General features: G+C 70.7%; 14 protein-coding genes. All 14 read right to left on the reverse strand.

Annotated features, from left to right (window positions below; translation table 11 throughout):
• Positions 1 to 553: 553 nt before the first annotated feature.
• Positions 554 to 2,011, reverse strand: a complete 1,458-nt coding sequence (locus ABT360_RS28590; protein ID WP_351822563.1) for a catalase — start codon at positions 2,009 to 2,011, stop codon at positions 554 to 556.
• Between the two features lie 181 nt (positions 2,012 to 2,192).
• Positions 2,193 to 3,083, reverse strand: coding sequence for a 2-hydroxy-3-oxopropionate reductase (locus ABT360_RS28595; RefSeq protein ID WP_351822566.1), 891 nt, complete (start codon positions 3,081 to 3,083; stop codon positions 2,193 to 2,195).
• 34 nt (positions 3,084 to 3,117) lie between these two features.
• Entirely contained in the window at positions 3,118 to 3,957 is an 840-nt protein-coding gene (locus ABT360_RS28600; RefSeq protein WP_351822569.1) for a TIM barrel protein, read from the reverse strand.
• Between the two features lie 171 nt (positions 3,958 to 4,128).
• The gene (locus ABT360_RS28605; protein ID WP_351822572.1) at positions 4,129 to 5,001 is read right to left on the reverse strand and encodes a hypothetical protein; all 873 of its coding nucleotides are present in this window, start codon (positions 4,999 to 5,001) and stop codon (positions 4,129 to 4,131) included.
• Positions 5,002 to 5,014: 13 nt separating this feature from the next.
• Positions 5,015 to 5,569, reverse strand: coding sequence for a hypothetical protein (locus ABT360_RS28610; RefSeq protein ID WP_444852340.1), 555 nt, complete (start codon positions 5,567 to 5,569; stop codon positions 5,015 to 5,017).
• A complete protein-coding gene (locus ABT360_RS28615) occupies positions 5,542 to 6,825 on the reverse strand; it encodes an MlaD family protein (RefSeq protein ID WP_351822575.1) in 1,284 nt (427 codons plus the stop codon). The genes ABT360_RS28610 and ABT360_RS28615 overlap by 28 nt, the downstream gene beginning before the upstream one ends.
• Positions 6,822 to 8,135: an MCE family protein gene (locus ABT360_RS28620; protein ID WP_351822578.1), complete on the reverse strand. Its 1,314-nt coding sequence runs from the start codon at positions 8,133 to 8,135 to the stop codon at positions 6,822 to 6,824. The genes ABT360_RS28615 and ABT360_RS28620 overlap by 4 nt, the downstream gene beginning before the upstream one ends.
• On the reverse strand, positions 8,132 to 9,241 hold the full coding sequence (locus ABT360_RS28625; protein WP_351822596.1) for an MCE family protein: 1,110 nt from the start codon (positions 9,239 to 9,241) through the stop codon (positions 8,132 to 8,134). Before ABT360_RS28625 ends, ABT360_RS28620 begins: the two co-directional genes overlap by 4 nt.
• An 86-nt stretch (positions 9,242 to 9,327) precedes the next feature.
• Entirely contained in the window at positions 9,328 to 10,308 is a 981-nt protein-coding gene (locus ABT360_RS28630; RefSeq protein ID WP_351822599.1) for an MCE family protein, read from the reverse strand.
• Positions 10,309 to 10,340: 32 nt separating this feature from the next.
• A complete protein-coding gene (locus tag ABT360_RS28635; RefSeq protein ID WP_351822581.1) occupies positions 10,341 to 11,378 on the reverse strand; it encodes an MCE family protein in 1,038 nt (345 codons plus the stop codon).
• Positions 11,375 to 12,622, reverse strand: coding sequence for an MCE family protein (locus ABT360_RS28640; RefSeq protein WP_351822583.1), 1,248 nt, complete (start codon positions 12,620 to 12,622; stop codon positions 11,375 to 11,377). Before ABT360_RS28640 ends, ABT360_RS28635 begins: the two co-directional genes overlap by 4 nt.
• 6 nt (positions 12,623 to 12,628) lie before the next feature.
• Positions 12,629 to 13,432 carry an MlaE family ABC transporter permease gene (locus ABT360_RS28645; RefSeq protein ID WP_351822585.1) on the reverse strand — a complete coding sequence of 268 codons (804 nt, stop codon included), beginning with the start codon at positions 13,430 to 13,432 and terminating at the stop codon, positions 12,629 to 12,631.
• 6 nt (positions 13,433 to 13,438) lie between these two features.
• Entirely contained in the window at positions 13,439 to 14,209 is a 771-nt protein-coding gene (locus tag ABT360_RS28650; RefSeq protein WP_351822587.1) for an MlaE family ABC transporter permease, read from the reverse strand.
• Positions 14,206 to 15,147, reverse strand: a complete 942-nt coding sequence (locus ABT360_RS28655) for an ABC transporter ATP-binding protein (RefSeq protein ID WP_351822590.1) — start codon at positions 15,145 to 15,147, stop codon at positions 14,206 to 14,208. The genes ABT360_RS28650 and ABT360_RS28655 overlap by 4 nt, the downstream gene beginning before the upstream one ends.
• Positions 15,148 to 15,418: the final 271 nt, after the last annotated feature.

Raw genomic sequence — 15,418 nt, forward strand, 5'->3', positions numbered from 1 at the left:
CCCTCGCCTCGGAGCCCCGGCCGGCCCGGGCACCAGTGCCGCGTCAGGCAACGTCTGCCCGTTCCGCGTCCTCTGTCGCTGAGGTGGCCGGGGCGGCTGAGGTCAGCCGGTCGGTGATCTCTTCGGCGGTCAGCACGAGCGCGAAACCCATGCGCAGAACGGCGAGTTCCCCCGCCTGAGCGGCACAACGAAGAGCGCGGAGTTGGGGGACCGTAAACCCCAACTCCGCGCTCCGGCTTTTTCTGTTGATGTGAAGTTGTAGCCGTCCGACGGCACGAGGCTGGCGCGACAGGACGTTCGCGCCGCCGGACGGGGGTCCAGGGGGAGGTGATGGCGCTGGGACCGCGGCGGCGGCGACGGAGTTCCGGCCGGGCCTTCCTTCAGGTCAAGAAGGGGGCCGGGGCTCCTTACCACCGCACTGGCACGCTCGCCGCCGCGGTCCTCACGCTGTCCGTACCGTTGGCCACCCCTCATCCGGGCCCGCGGTGCGGACTGCGTACGGCTGCCGACCTCCCGTCGGAAGCCGTACGCGGTCTGGTGTCGCCGGAAGGGGTCAGTCCTCGCGCAGCGCGCGGACCGCTTCCTCGACGCGCTTGCCGTAGTCCGGGTCGGCGGCGTGGAAGTGGGCGAGGTTCTTCTCGATGACGTCCTCGCGGGAGACCTGGGACAGGCCGCCGGCGATGTTGGCGACGAGGCGGGACTTCTCCTCCTCCGACATCAGGCGGTACAGCTCGCCCGCCTGGAAGAAGTCGTCGTCCTTCACGTGGAGCGGGGCCGCGTGGGTGCCCGTGTAGCCGGCGACGGCCAGCGGGGCGGAGAGCGCCGCGTCGGTCTGGGCCGGGCCGGAGTACGAGTTGGGCTCGTAGTTCTTGTCGTGGCGCGAGCCGTTGCGGGTGGCCATGAAGCCGTCGCGGCCGTAGTTGTCGGCGACGGTCGCCTTGGGGGCGTTCACCGGCAGCTGGGTGTGGTTGACACCGAGGCGGTAGCGGTGGGCGTCCGCGTAGGCGAAGAGGCGGCCCTGGAGCATCTTGTCCGGGGAGGGGCCGATGCCGGGAACGAAGTTGTTCGGCGAGAACGCGGCCTGCTCGACCTCGGCGAAGACGTTGTCCGGGTTGCGGTCGAGGACCATGCGGCCCACGCGCTGCAGCGGGTAGTCGGCGTGCGGCCACACCTTGGTGAGGTCGAACGGGTTGAAGCGGTAGTCCGCCGCCTCGTGCGCCGGCATGATCTGCACGTACAGGGTCCACGAGGGGTTCACACCGCGCTCGATGGCCTGGAGCAGGTCGGTCTGGTGCGAGTTGGCGTCCTTGCCGACGACCTCGGCGGCCTGCTCGGACGACAGGCAGCGGATGCCCTGGTTCGTCTTGAAGTGGTACTTGACGAAGAAGGCCTCACCCTGGGCGTTCGTCCACTGGTAGGTGTGCGAGCCGTAGCCGTTCATGTGGCGGTACGAGGCCGGGATGCCGCGGTCGCCCATCAGCCAGGTGATCTGGTGCGTCGCCTCGGGGGCGTGCGCCCAGAAGTCCCAGACGTTGTCCGGCTCCTGCTTGCCCGTGAACGGGTCGCGCTTCTGCGAGTGGATGAAGTCGGGGAACTTGATCGGGTCCTTGATGAAGAACACCGGGGTGTTGTTGCCGACGAGGTCGTAGTTGCCCTCTTCGGTGTAGAACTTCACCGCGAAGCCGCGCGGGTCGCGGACCGCGTCCGCGCCGCCCAGCGAGTCGGCGACGGTCGAGAAGCGGATGAACAGGTCCGTGCGCTTGCCGACCTCACCCAGGAAGTTCGCCTTGGTGTAGGCGGTGACGTCGTCGGTGACCTCGAAGTAGCCGTACGCACCGGAACCACGGGCGTGCACCACACGCTCCGGGATGCGCTCACGGTTGAAGCGGGCGAGCTTCTCCAGCAGGTGCTGGTCCTGGAGGAGGAGCGGGCCACCGACGCCGGCGGTGGCGGAGTTCTGGTTGTCGGCGACTGGGGCGCCGGACTCGGTCGTAAGCACGCGCTTCGACATCGTGACCTTCCGATACGTACGGGAGCTGCTGGCGGTGCGAGGAGCGTAAGTACGCCCCCGAGCTCACGTCAACAGTTTGTTGAAAGTGAAGCTGTGGTGTTCCGGACGGCGCCGTCGCCTGGGCGCGACAGGACAGGTGTCAGCGACGACGCCGCCCGGAAATCTGGGGAGCCGGAAGGGCTCAGACCTGCGAGCCGGAGAGGCGCTCGACCGCGCGCAGCAGCGCGGAGTGGTCCAGGCCGCCGTCACCCTGCGCGCGCAGGGAGGCGACCAGCTGGGCGACCACGGCGCCGACCGGCAGCGCGGCACCGACATTGCGGGCGGCGTCGGTGACGATGCCCATGTCCTTGTGGTGCAGGTCGATCCGGAAGCCGGGGGCGAAGTCCCGGTTCAGGAAGTTGTCCTTCTTGCGGGTCAGGACGGTCGAGCCGGCCAGGCCGCCGTTGAGGACGTCCAGCGCCGCCTTGAGGTCCACGCCGGACTTCTCCAGGAAGACCACGGCCTCGGCGCACGCCTGGATGTTGACGGCGACGATCAGCTGGTTGGCGGCCTTCACCGTCTGGCCGGAGCCGTGCGGACCGCACAGGACGATGGTCTTGCCCAGCGCCTCGAGGATCGGCAGCGCCGCGTCGAAGTCCGCCTGCTCGCCGCCCACCATGATGGACAGGACGGCCTCGATCGCGCCGGCCTCACCACCGGACACCGGGGCGTCGAGGACGCGGATGCCCTTCTCGGCGGCGTTCTTGGCCAGGTCCACCGAGGTCTGCGGGGTGATCGACGACATGTCGATCAGCAGGGCGCCCTGCTTGGCGTTCTCGAGGATGCCCTCGGGGCCGTACGCGATGGCCTCGACCTGCGGGGACGCGGGAACCATGGTGATCACCACGTCCGCGTCGGCGACCGCCTCGGCGATCGACTTCGCGGCCGTGCCGCCGGCCTTCGCCAGCCGGTCCAGCTTGTCCTGCTCCAGCGTGTAGCCGGTGACCGAGTAGCCGGCCTTCAGCAGGTTCTCGGACATGGGCGAACCCATGATGCCGAGACCGATCCACGCGATCTTGGGGAGCGTGCTCATGAGGGTACCTCTCTCAAAGCTGTTGTACGTGAAGTCAGTTGGCCGCGCGCTGCGGCCGCGGAAGCCACTCGAAGCTCTCGGCGCTCGGGCGGTCGCCGGCCTTGTACTCCAGGCCGACCCAGCCCTCGTAACCGGCCTTCTTCAGGCGGTCGAGCAGGCCGGCGAGGTCGAGGTCGCCGGTGCCCGGCGCGCCACGGCCCGGGTTGTCGGCGATCTGGACGTGACCGGTCTTGGCGGTGTACTTCTCGATGACCTCGGGCAGGTCCTCGCCGTTCATCGACAGGTGGTACAGGTCCAGCAGGAACTTGGCGTTGCCAAGACCCGTGGCCGCGTTCACCTTGTCGACGACCTCGATCGCGGCCGGGGCGCTCACCAGCGGGTAGCGCGGCGACTCCGGCTTGTTCAGCGCCTCGATGAGGAGGATCGCGCCGATCCGGTCGGCCGCGCGGGCCGCCAGGACCAGGTTCTCCAGGGCGAGCTCGTCCTGGGCGGCCGGGTCGACACCGTCGACACGGTTGCCGTACAGGGCGTTGAGCGCCTTGCAGCCGACGGAGGCGGCGAAGTCCGCGGCCACGTCGATGTTGGCGCGGAATCGGTCCGACTCCTCACCGGGGACGGACAGGGCGCCGCGGTCGGGGCCGGGCAGCTGCCCGGCGTAGAAGTTCAGGCCGACCAGCTGGGTGCCGGCGTCGTCCAGAGCCTTCTTGAGGGCGTCGAGCTCGCTCTGGTCGGGCGTCGGCGTCTCGATCCACGGCCACCACAGCTCGACCGCGGAGAAGCCCGCCGCGGCGGCAGCCGCGGGACGCTCCAGGAGCGGGAGCTCGGTGAAGAGGATCGACAGGTTCACATTGAAGCGCTGGTCCGTGTATCCCATGAGGGGTTCGGCGCTCCTTCCGTATTGCGGAAGTTCGTTTCTGCTTAACGGAAGATTGCCTGGAGTGGGGGAGGGCTGTCAAGAGTGGCCCGCAAAACGGGCCACAAAAAAGGCGCCTTCCGGGCGATGGCCCGAAAGGCGCCTCGGCGGCTTGTACACCGCCACAAGCTGCTACAACGCGTCCACGGCGCTCACCTTCCAGCCGCCGGAGGTGCGCGCGAGGGTCATCCGCACCCGGTTCAGGTCGACGCGGGGCCCTGACACCTGGGTGCTCGTGGTGACCTGGTTGACGAAGAGCAGCACGACCGCCCGGTCCGGCGACGCCGACACCACCGACACGGCCGGCTCACCGCCGCCCGGCGGCGCCACCACCGTCGCCCGGACCACGCCCCGGTACTTCCGGGCGGTCGGCGCCACCACGCTGGTGGTCGTCCGCCGGTACTCGTCACGGAACGAGCCGGTGAGGTGCGCCCGGGCCGCCGCGAAGTCCCGGTCCAGGTGCCGGTGGTCGTACGACAGGACGACGGGCGCCGCCTTCCGCGCCGCCTCGGCCGCCTCGGCCCGCGCCCGCTCGGCGGCGCGCCCGTCCCGGTGCTCCAGCGCCAGCACGGCCACCGCGACCAGCCCCAGCACGACCAGCAACGCCAGCACGGCGCACACCACGCCACGCCGCCGCCCGGGAGCGCCGGCGCGGGCGGGCGACGCGTCCGCGTCCGGGTCGTCCGCTCCCTCCGGGTCCCGGTCCGCGTCCGGGTCGTCCGTCTCTTCCGGGTCCCGGCCCGCGTCCGGGGTCCGGTCCCGGTCCACGTCCGCGTCCGCGTCCGGCCGGCCCGGCCCCTCCCAGTCCGGGGCCTCCCAGTCCGGTTCCGGCGCCTCGGCCCCCGCAGGGGGGTCCTCCGGGCGGAGGGTGCGGCCCGCCACCACACCCTTTACCGGCTCTCCCGCGCGCTCGGTGCGCTTGGCCGCCGCCCGGGCGGCCGCGGACAGGGAGCGGCGGGCGGGGGAGCCCGCGCCGCCCCGGCCCCGAAGGCTCGTGTTCGCCATCACGTGTGTCCTTTCAGCCGACGAACTCGACGTCGGACGTCAGCCAGCGCCCGCCCTCGTGCACGAGATCGAGCTGGAGCCGGTAGTTACGCGCCTGCCCCTGCGGGGCGGCGGTGTTGGTGACCCTGCTGTCGGCGACCACCAGGACGCGGGCGGTGCGCTCGTCGGCGCGCGTGATGCCCGCCTCCAGCACCTGGCCCTCGGACACCGACTTGTTCGCGGCCACCAGCTTCGTCAGCTCCGCGGTCTGCGCCGCGAACTGCTCCTTGAAGTCCCCGGTGGCGCCCTTCAGCACGTTCGCGCTGTCCCGGTCGTAATGCCGGTAGTCGAGCGAGGTGAAGTTGAGCGCCGACTGCCGGGCGGCGGCCAGGATGTCCTGGCGCCGCTGCTCGTCGGCGCGCTGCTCGTACACCTGGAGGCTCAGCCACCCGGACACGACCGTCACCACGGCGGTCGCCACGGCCAGCGCCGCGGGCATCGCCCTGCCGCGCCGGGCGGCCTCCCTCAGGCGCCGTGTCGCACGGGCGAACGGCAGGCCTTTCATGCCATCGGTCCGACGAGCAGCCATTGCCACGAGTCCTTTCCGAACACACTCTGTTCGCCGCCCGTCGAGCCGATCTCGACGAGCCTTCCGTCCGGCCCGGCCGTCGTGCCGGTCTCCGGGTCGTACGGGGTGATGTACGCGGCCGGGTCGGCGCCCCTGCCGGAACGGGAGCCCCCGGAGGGGCCGGGCGCGTTCTGGGCGCCGCGTACGGAGGTGGCGGCGCCGCGCGGGGCCGTGCAGCGCGCGCCGGTGTTGGCCGGCCGGTCGGAGGTGTCCGCCGGGTCCCGGCGCTGCGTCCCGTACCCCTGACGGCACGGCGGCGGGTCGTCCTGGCCGGCGACCAGCCCGAAGTGGGTGGTGCCGTCGCCGGGGATCACGGTGTAGCTGCCCGCCACCACCACGGGGAAGGTGACCAGGGCCTGCTCCACCCCGGGCAGCCGGGCCACCGTGATCTGGCCGCCGCTGATCAGGTTGCCGAGCAGGACGGGCAGGTGGGGCCTGGTGGTCGTCAGCAGCGAGTTCACCTCCTGGGCGGCCGGGGCCCCGGCGCCGATCAGCCGCCGGATGTCGCCGTCGCTCGACTTCAGCTCGGCGGTGAGCGCCGCCAGGTCCCGCGAGAAGGACGTGATCGCCGACCCCTTGTCGGCCTGCGTCTTGAGGACCGTGCGCGAGTCCTCGATCAGCGACACGGTCTGCGGGAGCGAGTCGGACGCCGACTCGACGAGCAGGTTCCCCGAGTCCACCAGCCTGCTCAGCTCCGGGCCGGTGCCCGCGAAGGCCTTCCCCAGTTCGTCCACCGTGATCCGGAGGTCGTCCTTGCCGACGGAGTTCACCAGCCGGTCCAGGCTGACGATCAGATCCGTCGCGGGCAGCGGGACCCGGGTGTCGCGGCGGGGGATCGTCGAGCCGTCCCGCAGGTACGGGCCGCCGACTCCGCGCGGCTGGAGGTCGACGTACTGCTCACCGACCGCCGACCGGTTCGCCACCACCGCCAGCGTGTCCGCCGGGACGCGTGTCCCGTCCTCGATGTCCAGGACCACCCGCACCCCGTCGCCGTCCGTGAGCCGCAGCTCGCCGACCCGGCCCACCGGCACCCCGCGATAGGTGACCTCGGCGCCCTTGAAGACGCCCCCGGAGTCGGCGAAGTCGGCCTCGACGGTGTAGCCGCGGTCGAGCAGGGCGTCGACCAGCCCCGTGTACTCGGCGCCGACGTACGACACGCCCACGGCGGTCACGGTGGCGAAGGCGAGGAGCTGGGCCTTGACCGTACGGGTGATCACAGCAGCATCCCCTTCAGCATCAGCTCCGCGAGGGCGGCATCGGCACCGGGCGGGAAACCGTCCTGGTCCCCGGCGGACGTGTGCGCCACCGTGCACACCGGCGGGCAGAGCGGATCGCCGTCGTCCGCAGGCCGGGAAGGCGCCGTCGGCAGCGGAGCCGGCTCCGGCACGCCCGGGACGTCCGGGGTCTCCGGGACCCCTGGGGCCCCCGGAACCTCCGGCACGGGCACCTCCGGCACCTCCGGCAGCCCCGGCGTCTCCGGCAGACCGGGGACCGCCGGGGCCCCGGGCTTCGCCGGCTCGTCGCGGAGGTTGCCGTAGATGCTCGCCAGATCCAGGTCGGCGGTGACCTTGAGGTTGACGTAGTCGCCCTTGATCGCGCCCACCACGTTGCGCGGGAACGGATACGTCGTCAGCAGCTCCAGCGCGTTCGGCAGATCGTCGCCCGCCTTGTTCAGCTGTTCCAGGATCGGCCGCAGGGCGCGCAGATTGGCGACCACGTCGGCGCGCGACGCGTTGATCACCTTCGTGCCGGTCGTGCTCAGCGCCGACAGGGACGTCAGCATCGCCGTCAGCTTGCGCCGCTGGTCCGCCAGCACCTTCAGCGCCGGCGGTACGGTGTCGAGGGCGGACGTGATCGTCTTCTTCTCCGCCGCCAGCCGCTTGGAGAGCCGGTCGATGCCGCTCAGGGCACGGACGATCTCCGTACGCTGCGAGTCCAGCCCGCCGATGAAGGTGTCCAGTTCGCCCAGCAGCGACTTGACCCGGTTCTCCCGCCCCTCCAGGGCCTTGTTCAGCTCCGTGGTGATCGTCTTCAGCTGGGCGACCCCGCCGCCGTTGAGCAGGGCGGACAGCGCGGACAGCACCTCCTCGATCTCCGGGTTGCGGCCGCTGCGGGACAGCGGGATACGCGCCCCGTCCTTCAGCCGCCCGGCCGGCGCCGCGTCCACGGGCGCCGACAGCGCCACGTACTTCTCACCGAGCATGCTGGTCTGCCGCAGCTCGGCGACCGCGTTGCCCGGCAGCTTCACCGAGTCGGCGATCCGCAGCCGCACCCGCGCGTGCCAGCCGTCCAGCTCCACCTTCTCGACCGCGCCCACGGTCACGTTGTTCACCTTCACCGCCGACTGCGGCACCAGGTCCAGGACGTCCCGGAACTCGACCGTCACCCGGTACGCGTTGCCGTCGGCGGCCGCGCCGCCCGGCAGCCCGACGTCGTACAGCCCGTCGAAGCCGCCGCCCGAGCAGCCCGTCACCAGGATCGAACCGGCCGCCGACCACACCACCGCGGTCCTACGGAGGCCCCTCATGCGTCCTCCTCCAGAATTCCGCCCAGCGTCCGGTCGACCGGGCCGGTCCCGGGGGCCGGCGCGGCCGGTGGCGACCCGAGCTCGGGAAGGGAAGCGAACAGCTTCTTCAGCTCCTTGCAGTCCGCCGCCTTCGCCTCACCCGTGGTACTGAGCAGCGAGCACAGCAACGAGGCCGGATCCTGCGGCTGGTCGGGGTTGTTGCGGGTGTCGAGGGTCCCGGAGGACGGGTTGTAGGCGTTCTGGAGGTTCGACAGCCCGGTCGGTGCCACCTCCAGCACCTCCGCCAGCGCGGCGCGCTGGGTCACCAGCACCTTGGTGACCTCGGCGAGCCCCTTCACGTTCGACGACAGTGACTTCTTGTTGGTGCGTACGAACTCGGCCACGTCCGCCAGTGCCACACCCAGGTGCCGCAGCGCGGCCGCCAGGTCCTTGCGCTCCCCGGCGAGCTGCTCGGCCACCTTCGCCAGGCTGTCGTTGAACCCCCGGACGCTCTTGTCGTCGGCGGCCAGCGCCGCCGTGAACACCTGGAGGTTGCGGACCGTCCCGAACAGGTCCTGCCGCCCGTCGGACAGCGTCGTCACCGCCAGGGACAGGTCCTCCACCGTCCGGTGCAGGTTCTCCCCCTGCCCTTCGAGGTTGTCCGCGCTCACGCCCAGCAGCCGGGAGAGCGAGCCGTCCTCGTTCGCGCCGCGCGGGCCGAGCGCCTCCGACGTGGTGTGCAGGCTGTCGAAGACCCGGTCCAGCTCGACCGGCACGGCCGTCCTGTGCTCCGGGATGACGTCGCCGTCGCGCATCCGCGCGCCGCCCTTGTACACCGGCAGCAGCTGGACGTAACGGTCGCTGACGACGGACGAGTTGATGATGGCCGCCTTGGCGTCCGCCGGGACGTCGCGCCCGGAGTCGTACTCCAGCGTCACCCGGACCCGTTTCCCCTGCGGGGTGATCTCCTTGACCTCGCCGATCCGCACCCCCAGCACCCGCACGTCGGAACCCGGGTAGATGCCGACCGTACGCGGGAAGTACGCGGTGACGCGGACGGGCTCCGACTCGGGCCACAGCACCACGGCGCCCGTGGCGACGACCGCGAGGGCGACGGCGGTGGCGATCAGCCGGCGTGCCTTCCCGGCGTCCACGGCCTTCACCGCCTTCACGGCCTTCCCGACGTTCATGGCCTTCATGGCCTTCACGGCCTTCATGACGTACCTCCCGTGCGCGGGACCACCGGGGCGGCGACCATGTTCTGGATGTAGCTGTCGAACCAGCGGCCGTTGCCGAGGGTGTTGGTGAAGACCCGGACGTACGGGGCCATCAGCTTGATCGAGCGGTCGAGGCTCGCCTGGTTGCGTTCGAGCATCGCCACCACCTGGTTGAGGCCCTTGAGCGCCGGCCCGATCTCCTTGCTGTTGTCCTTGACCAGGCCGGACAGCTGGATCCCCAGCGTCGCCGAGCTCTTGAGCAGCGCGTGGATCGCCGCCCGCCGGTTCGCGATCTCGGTGAACAGCTTGTCGCCGTCCTTGACCAGCGCCTGGAACTCGCCCGACCGCTGGGCGAGCACCCCGCTGACCCCCTTGGCGTGGGCGAGGAGTTCCCGCAGCGCCTGGTCGCGGGAGGCGACCGTACGGGAGATCCTCGACAGGCCCTGGATGGAGGCCCGCACCTCGGCGGGGGAGTCCTCGAACGTCGTCGAGATGGTGTCCAGGGCCGTCGCCAGCTGCTCGGTGTCGACCTGCTCGGTCGTGGTGGTCAGGTCGCTGAAGGCCGTCACGACGTCGTACGCGGGTGTCGTCCGGTTCAGCGGTATCTCACTGCCCGGCTTCAGCTGCCCCGGGCCCTTGGGCTCCAGCGACAGGTACTTGGCGCCCAGGATCGTCTTGATGCGGATCGCCGCTCCCGTTCTCGTACCGAACGCGGGATCGCCCTTGACCCGGAAGACCACCTTGACGTGGTCGCCGTCCAGGTCCACCTCGTCGACCTTGCCGACCTTCACCCCGGCGATCCGCACCTCGTCGCCCGGTTTGAGCCCGCCCGCCTCGGAGAAGGCCGCGCTGTACGTGTCGCCGTCGCCGATCAGCGGCAGGCTGTCGGCGTTGAACGCGGCGGCGGTCAGCAGCGCGAGGGTCGTCAGGCCGATGGCCCCGATGGTCACCGGGTTCCGGTCGCGGAAGGGGATCATGCGGGGTTTCACGCGGGGTTCCGTACGGGGTTTCATGCGCACCTCGCCCGGGCGACGTGGAGCTCGGGGGTGATGACTTCCTCGGTCTTCGGCAGGACGATCCGGCCGTCGAAGTCGCAGAGGTAGAAGTTGAACCAGGAGCCGTACGAGGCGGTCCTCGTCAGCTTCTCGAGCTTGTTCGGCAGCCGCTTCAGCACGCCCTCCACGGTCTTCTCGTTCTTGTTCAGCGTTCCGGTCAGCTCGGTCAGCTCGGCGATGTCGGCCTTCAGCGGCGGCCGGGCGTCCTCCAGGAGGCCGGAGGTGGCCTCCGTCAGGTTGTTGATGTTCACCAGCGACTCCCCGATGGGCTTGCGGTCGGCCGACAGCCCCGAGATCACCCGCTGGAGCTGCTCGATCAGCCCCGAGAAGCGGGCTCCGCGCTGGTCGAGCGTCGCCAGCACCGTGTTGAGGTTGTCGATGACCGAACCGATCAGCTGGTCCCGGTCGGCGAGCGTGGTGGTCAGGGACGCGGTGTGCGCGAGGAGGCTGTTGACCGTGCCGCCCTCGCCCTGGAGCGTCTTGACGATCTCGGTGGCGAGCTGGTTGACGTCCTTGGGGCTGAGCGCGGCGAACAGCGGCTTGAAGCCGTTCAGCAGCGCGTTCAGGTCGAGGGCGGGCTGGGTGCGCGACAACGGGATCGTCCCGCCGGGCGGCAGCCGGGTGCCGTCGCCCGCGCCTTCCGTCAGCGCGATGTACCGCTGCCCGACCAGGCTGCGGTACCGGATGACCGCACCGGTGCCGGCGAGCAGTGGCCGGTCCTCGGTGACCGTGAAGGTGACCTCCGCCAGCGTCCGGTCCTTGATGGCGATCTCCTCCACCTCACCGACCCGCACGCCCGCCACCCGGATGTCGTCGCCCTCCTCCAGGCTGGTCACATCGCTGAAGACGGCCTTGTAGGTGTGTTCCGGGGTGAAGGAGATGCTCACGATGGTGGCCGCGAGCAGCGTGGTCGCGAGGACCGTCACCACTGCGAAGAGGCCGAACTTGATCAGCGGTGCCGCGGTGCTCCGCGCGCTCTTCGTACGGCTCATGCGACGCTCACCGCCGTGCCCCGGGCCATCGGCCCGAACAGCAGCGTGGCCACCGCCGGCACCTCGTCGGCCGGTACGCCCATGACGGGCGCGACGAGCGAACCCACGGCCCGCTGCTCGGCCGCCGTGGCGGACGACTGGTGTGCGACCGGGTGGCCGCCGGCCGTCACGTCGCGCGTGCCGTCGTCCAGCTTGGTGTGCCCGGCCGGGACGCCGGGGCCCGGCAGCCCTCTGCAGTTCGGTCCCGACCGCTCCGCGTAGCGCGGCTCCTCGCCCGGCTCGTAGCCCGGGCGGGGACGGACGATTTCCAGGGTGATGCGCATCTTTCCGCCTCTGAAGGTCTCTTCCGCCGCCTCTTCCTGCCTCACCAGGCCCTTGAGGAGGCACGGGTACTCCGGCGCGTACCGGGCGAACAGGGCCAGCGTGGGCCGGGAGACACGGCCCAGCGTGATGAGCCGTTCGCCGTTGTCGTCGAGGAAGCCGTCGGCGGTGCGGGACATGGTCGCCGTGGAGGTGAACAGGGCGGCCAGCTGGTCCTGCTTCTCGACGATGGTGCGGCTGGTGGTGACGGTGTTGCGCAGGATCTTCATCAGATCGGGCGCGGCGTCCCCGTACACCTCGGCCACATCGGCGAACCGGGAGATGTTCTCCTTGATGGACGGCATGTGGGGGTTCAGCCGGCTCAGGTAGTCCTCGACGCGTACGAGGTTGTCGCCGATCCGGTCGCCACGGCCTTCCAGGGCGGTGGCGAACGCGGAGAGCGTGGCGTTGAGCTCGGCGGGCTTCACCGTCCGCAGCAGCGGCAGCAGGTCGTTCATCAACTGCTGCACCTCCATGCCGACCGTGGTGCGGTCCTGGCTGATGACGTCCCCGGCACGGATGGGGCGCGCCGTGGAGCCGGGAGGGGCGACGAGGTCGACGTACTTCTCGCCGAACAGCGTCTTGGGCAGCAGCCGCGCCCGCACATCGACCGGGATGCGCGAAACGTGCTCCGGCTTCAGCGCGATGTCGAGGGTGGCCTTCTCACCGTCCGCCCGCACCTCGCGCACCTCGCCGACCAGCAGCCCGCGCAGCTTCACGTCGGCGCGTGGCTCCAGCTGGTTGCCGAGCGTGCCGGCCTCCAGCGTGATCCGTACGACGGAGGTGAACACCTGCTGGTAGACGGCGACGGACAGCGACAGCAGCAGGGCGAGGGCGACGACGAAAACAACCCCGTACAGCCGCAGTTTCACAGGTGTGCGCATCGGCCCCTACCCCGCAATCCGTACGGTCGTGCTGGCGCCCCAGATCGCCAGGCTGAGGAAGAAGTCCAGGACGTTGATGGCGACGATGGACGTCCGCACGCCCCGGCCCACCGCGACGCCGACACCGGCCGGGCCACCGCTCGCGTAGTAGCCGTAGTAGCAGTGCACCAGGATGATCACGACGGCGAAGACGATCACCTTGCCGAAGGACCACAACACGTCCACCGGTGGCAGGTACTGCTGGAAGTAGTGGTCGTACGTGCCCGCCGACTGGCCGTAGTAGCCAGTGGTGATGGTGCGGGCGGCGAAGTACGAGGACAGCAGCCCGACCACGTACAGCGGGATCACCGCCACGAAACCGGCGATCATCCGGGTCGTCACCAGGAACGGGAGGGACGGGACGCCCATCACCTCCAGCGCGTCCGTCTCCTCGCTGATCCGCATCGCGCCGAGCTGGGCGGTGAACCCGGCCCCCACGGTCGCCGACAGCGCGAGCCCGGCCACCAGCGGCGCGATCTCCCGGGTGTTGAAGTACGCGGAGAGGAACGCCACGAAGTTCGACGTGCCGAGCTGGTTGAGCGCCGCGTACCCCTGGAGTCCCACCTCCGTGCCGGTGAAGAACGACAGGAACGCGATGACGCCGACCGTGCCGCCGACCACCGCGAGCGCGCCCCGGCCGAAGCTCACCTCGGCCAGCAGCCGCAGGGTCTCCTTCTTGTAGCGGCGCAGGGTGCGCCCGGTCCAGGCCAGTGAGCGGCCGTAGAAGACGAGTTGGGCGCCCAGCTCCTCCAGGCGGTGCAACAGGGCCATGCTTCGTCACCCCCTCTGCGGAACGACTTGGAAGTACACGGCGGTCATCACGAAGTTCGTCACGAACAGCAACATGAAGGTGATCACCACGGACTGGTTCACGGCGTCGCCGACGCCCTTCGGCCCGCCCTTGGCCGTCAGCCCCTTGTACGAGGCGACGATCGCCGAGATCGCGCCGAAGACCAGGGCCTTGATCTCGGCCACCCACAGGTCGGAGATCTGCGCGAGGGAGGTGAAGGAGGCGAGGTACGCGCCGGGCGTGCCGTTCTGGAGCACGACGTTGAAGAAGTAGCCGCCCGCGACGCCCACGACCGAGACGAGGCCGTTGAGGAGGACCGCCACGAGCATCGACGCCAGGACCCTGGGGACCACCAGCCGGTGAATGGGATCGATGCCCAGCACCTGCATCGCGTCGATCTCCTCGCGGATCTTGCGCGCCCCGAGGTCGGCGCAGATCGCCGTGCCGCCCGCGCCCGCGATCAGCAGCGCGGTGACGATCGGCGACGCCTCGCGCAGCACGGCGAGCACGGAGGCGGCGCCGGAGAACGACTGGGCGCCGAGCTGCCGGGTGAGGCTGCCGATCTGGAGGGCGATGACCGCGCCGAACGGGATGGAGACCAGGGCGGTCGGCAGGATGGTCACGCTCGCGATGAACCAGGACTGCTGGATGAACTCACGCAGCTGGAACGGCCGCCGGGGGAGCGTGCGAGCCACGTCCAGGGCCATGGCGAAGAGGCTGCCGGACTGCCGCAGGGCGCCGATGGGGGAGAGGCTCACTTGGCGGTCGCCCCCCGCTCGTCCTTCTGCTGCCGCCGCTCCTGCTCCCGCTGGGCGATCGCCTCCCAGCGGGGCGGGCGTTCGACCCCGGAGGTGGGCAGCAGCCGGGGTGTCATCAGCGTCTCCCCGCCGTCGTCGTCGATCTCGGCCAGCTCCTGCGCGACCTGCGCGGCGTCCTTCTCCTCCGCCATGCCGATCGGCCCCTGCATCCGGCCGCCCAGGAACTGCCGTACGACCGGTTCGTCGCTCGTCAGCAGCTTTTCGCGGGGCCCGAACATCACCAGCTCGCGGCGGAACAACAGCCCGATGTTGTCCGGCACCTGGCGGGCGGAGGCGATGTCGTGCGTGACGATCAGGAAGGTCGCGTCGATCTGGGCGTTGAGGTCGACGATCAGCTGGTTCAGGTACGCCACCCGCACCGGGTCGAGCCCCGAGTCCGGCTCGTCGAAGAGGATGATCTCCGGATCGAGGACCAGCGCCCGGGCCAGACCGGCCCGCTTGCGCATACCGCCGGATATCTCGCCGGGCAGCTTCTCCTCGGCGCCGATCAGCCCGACCATGTCCATCTTCTCGAGGACGATCCGCCGGACCTCGCTCTCCGGCTTGCGGGTGTGTTCGCGCAGCGGGAAGGCGATGTTGTCGTACAGGTTCATCGACCCGAACAGCGCGCCGTCCTGGAAGAGGACGCCGAAGAGCTTCCGTACCTCGTACAGGTCGTGCTCGCGCAGCTCGGTGATGTCACGGCCGGCGATCACGATCGACCCCCGGTCGGGCTTCAGCAGCCCGACGAGCGTCTTGAGGAACACCGACTTGCCCGTGCCCGAGGGGCCGAGCATGACCGAGATCTCCCCGGCGGGCAGTGTCAGTGAGACGTCCTGCCAGATGACCTGGTGGCCGAAGGACTTCGTCAGTCCTTCCACACAGATCTCGACACCCATCCGGTTCACCCTTCAGCCGTGGAGCAGCTCCGACACCTGCTCTACGGGGAGGGGCGGGCGGTCCGTCGCGCGGAAACCGGAATTTTTTCGGGTGGCGGAACAGCAGCGTCACCGGCCGCCCGGCCCTGAGCCGACGGGCCCGGAGGGGCCGTGTCCCACCACCGCGCCGACAGTCGGGCCGCGGGGGGGGGGGGGGGGGGGCGCCCCCCCCCCCCCCCCCCCGGGGGGGGGGGGGGCCCGGCCGGGGGGCGGGGGACCCCACCATGTACCC

This window comes from Streptomyces sp. NPDC000229, assembly GCF_040300825.1.
Taxonomy (GTDB): Bacteria; Actinomycetota; Actinomycetes; order Streptomycetales; family Streptomycetaceae; genus Streptomyces.

What these genes read in the sequence shown, in the direction of transcription:
- ABT360_RS28590 (WP_351822563.1), bottom strand. Translation starts at nt 2,011, where the DNA reads ATGTCGAAGCGCGTGCTTACGACCGAGTCCGGCGCCCCAGTCGCCGAC.
- ABT360_RS28595 (WP_351822566.1), bottom strand. Translation starts at nt 3,083, where the DNA reads ATGAGCACGCTCCCCAAGATCGCGTGGATCGGTCTCGGCATCATGGGT.
- ABT360_RS28600 (WP_351822569.1), bottom strand. Translation starts at nt 3,957, where the DNA reads ATGGGATACACGGACCAGCGCTTCAATGTGAACCTGTCGATCCTCTTC.
- ABT360_RS28605 (WP_351822572.1), bottom strand. Translation starts at nt 5,001, where the DNA reads ATGGCGAACACGAGCCTTCGGGGCCGGGGCGGCGCGGGCTCCCCCGCC.
- ABT360_RS28610 (WP_444852340.1), bottom strand. Translation starts at nt 5,569, where the DNA reads ATGGCTGCTCGTCGGACCGATGGCATGAAAGGCCTGCCGTTCGCCCGT.
- ABT360_RS28620 (WP_351822578.1), bottom strand. Translation starts at nt 8,135, where the DNA reads ATGAGGGGCCTCCGTAGGACCGCGGTGGTGTGGTCGGCGGCCGGTTCG.
- ABT360_RS28630 (WP_351822599.1), bottom strand. Translation starts at nt 10,308, where the DNA reads ATGATCCCCTTCCGCGACCGGAACCCGGTGACCATCGGGGCCATCGGC.
- ABT360_RS28635 (WP_351822581.1), bottom strand. Translation starts at nt 11,378, where the DNA reads ATGAGCCGTACGAAGAGCGCGCGGAGCACCGCGGCACCGCTGATCAAG.
- ABT360_RS28640 (WP_351822583.1), bottom strand. Translation starts at nt 12,622, where the DNA reads ATGCGCACACCTGTGAAACTGCGGCTGTACGGGGTTGTTTTCGTCGTC.
- ABT360_RS28645 (WP_351822585.1), bottom strand. Translation starts at nt 13,432, where the DNA reads ATGGCCCTGTTGCACCGCCTGGAGGAGCTGGGCGCCCAACTCGTCTTC.
- ABT360_RS28655 (WP_351822590.1), bottom strand. Translation starts at nt 15,147, where the DNA reads ATGGGTGTCGAGATCTGTGTGGAAGGACTGACGAAGTCCTTCGGCCAC.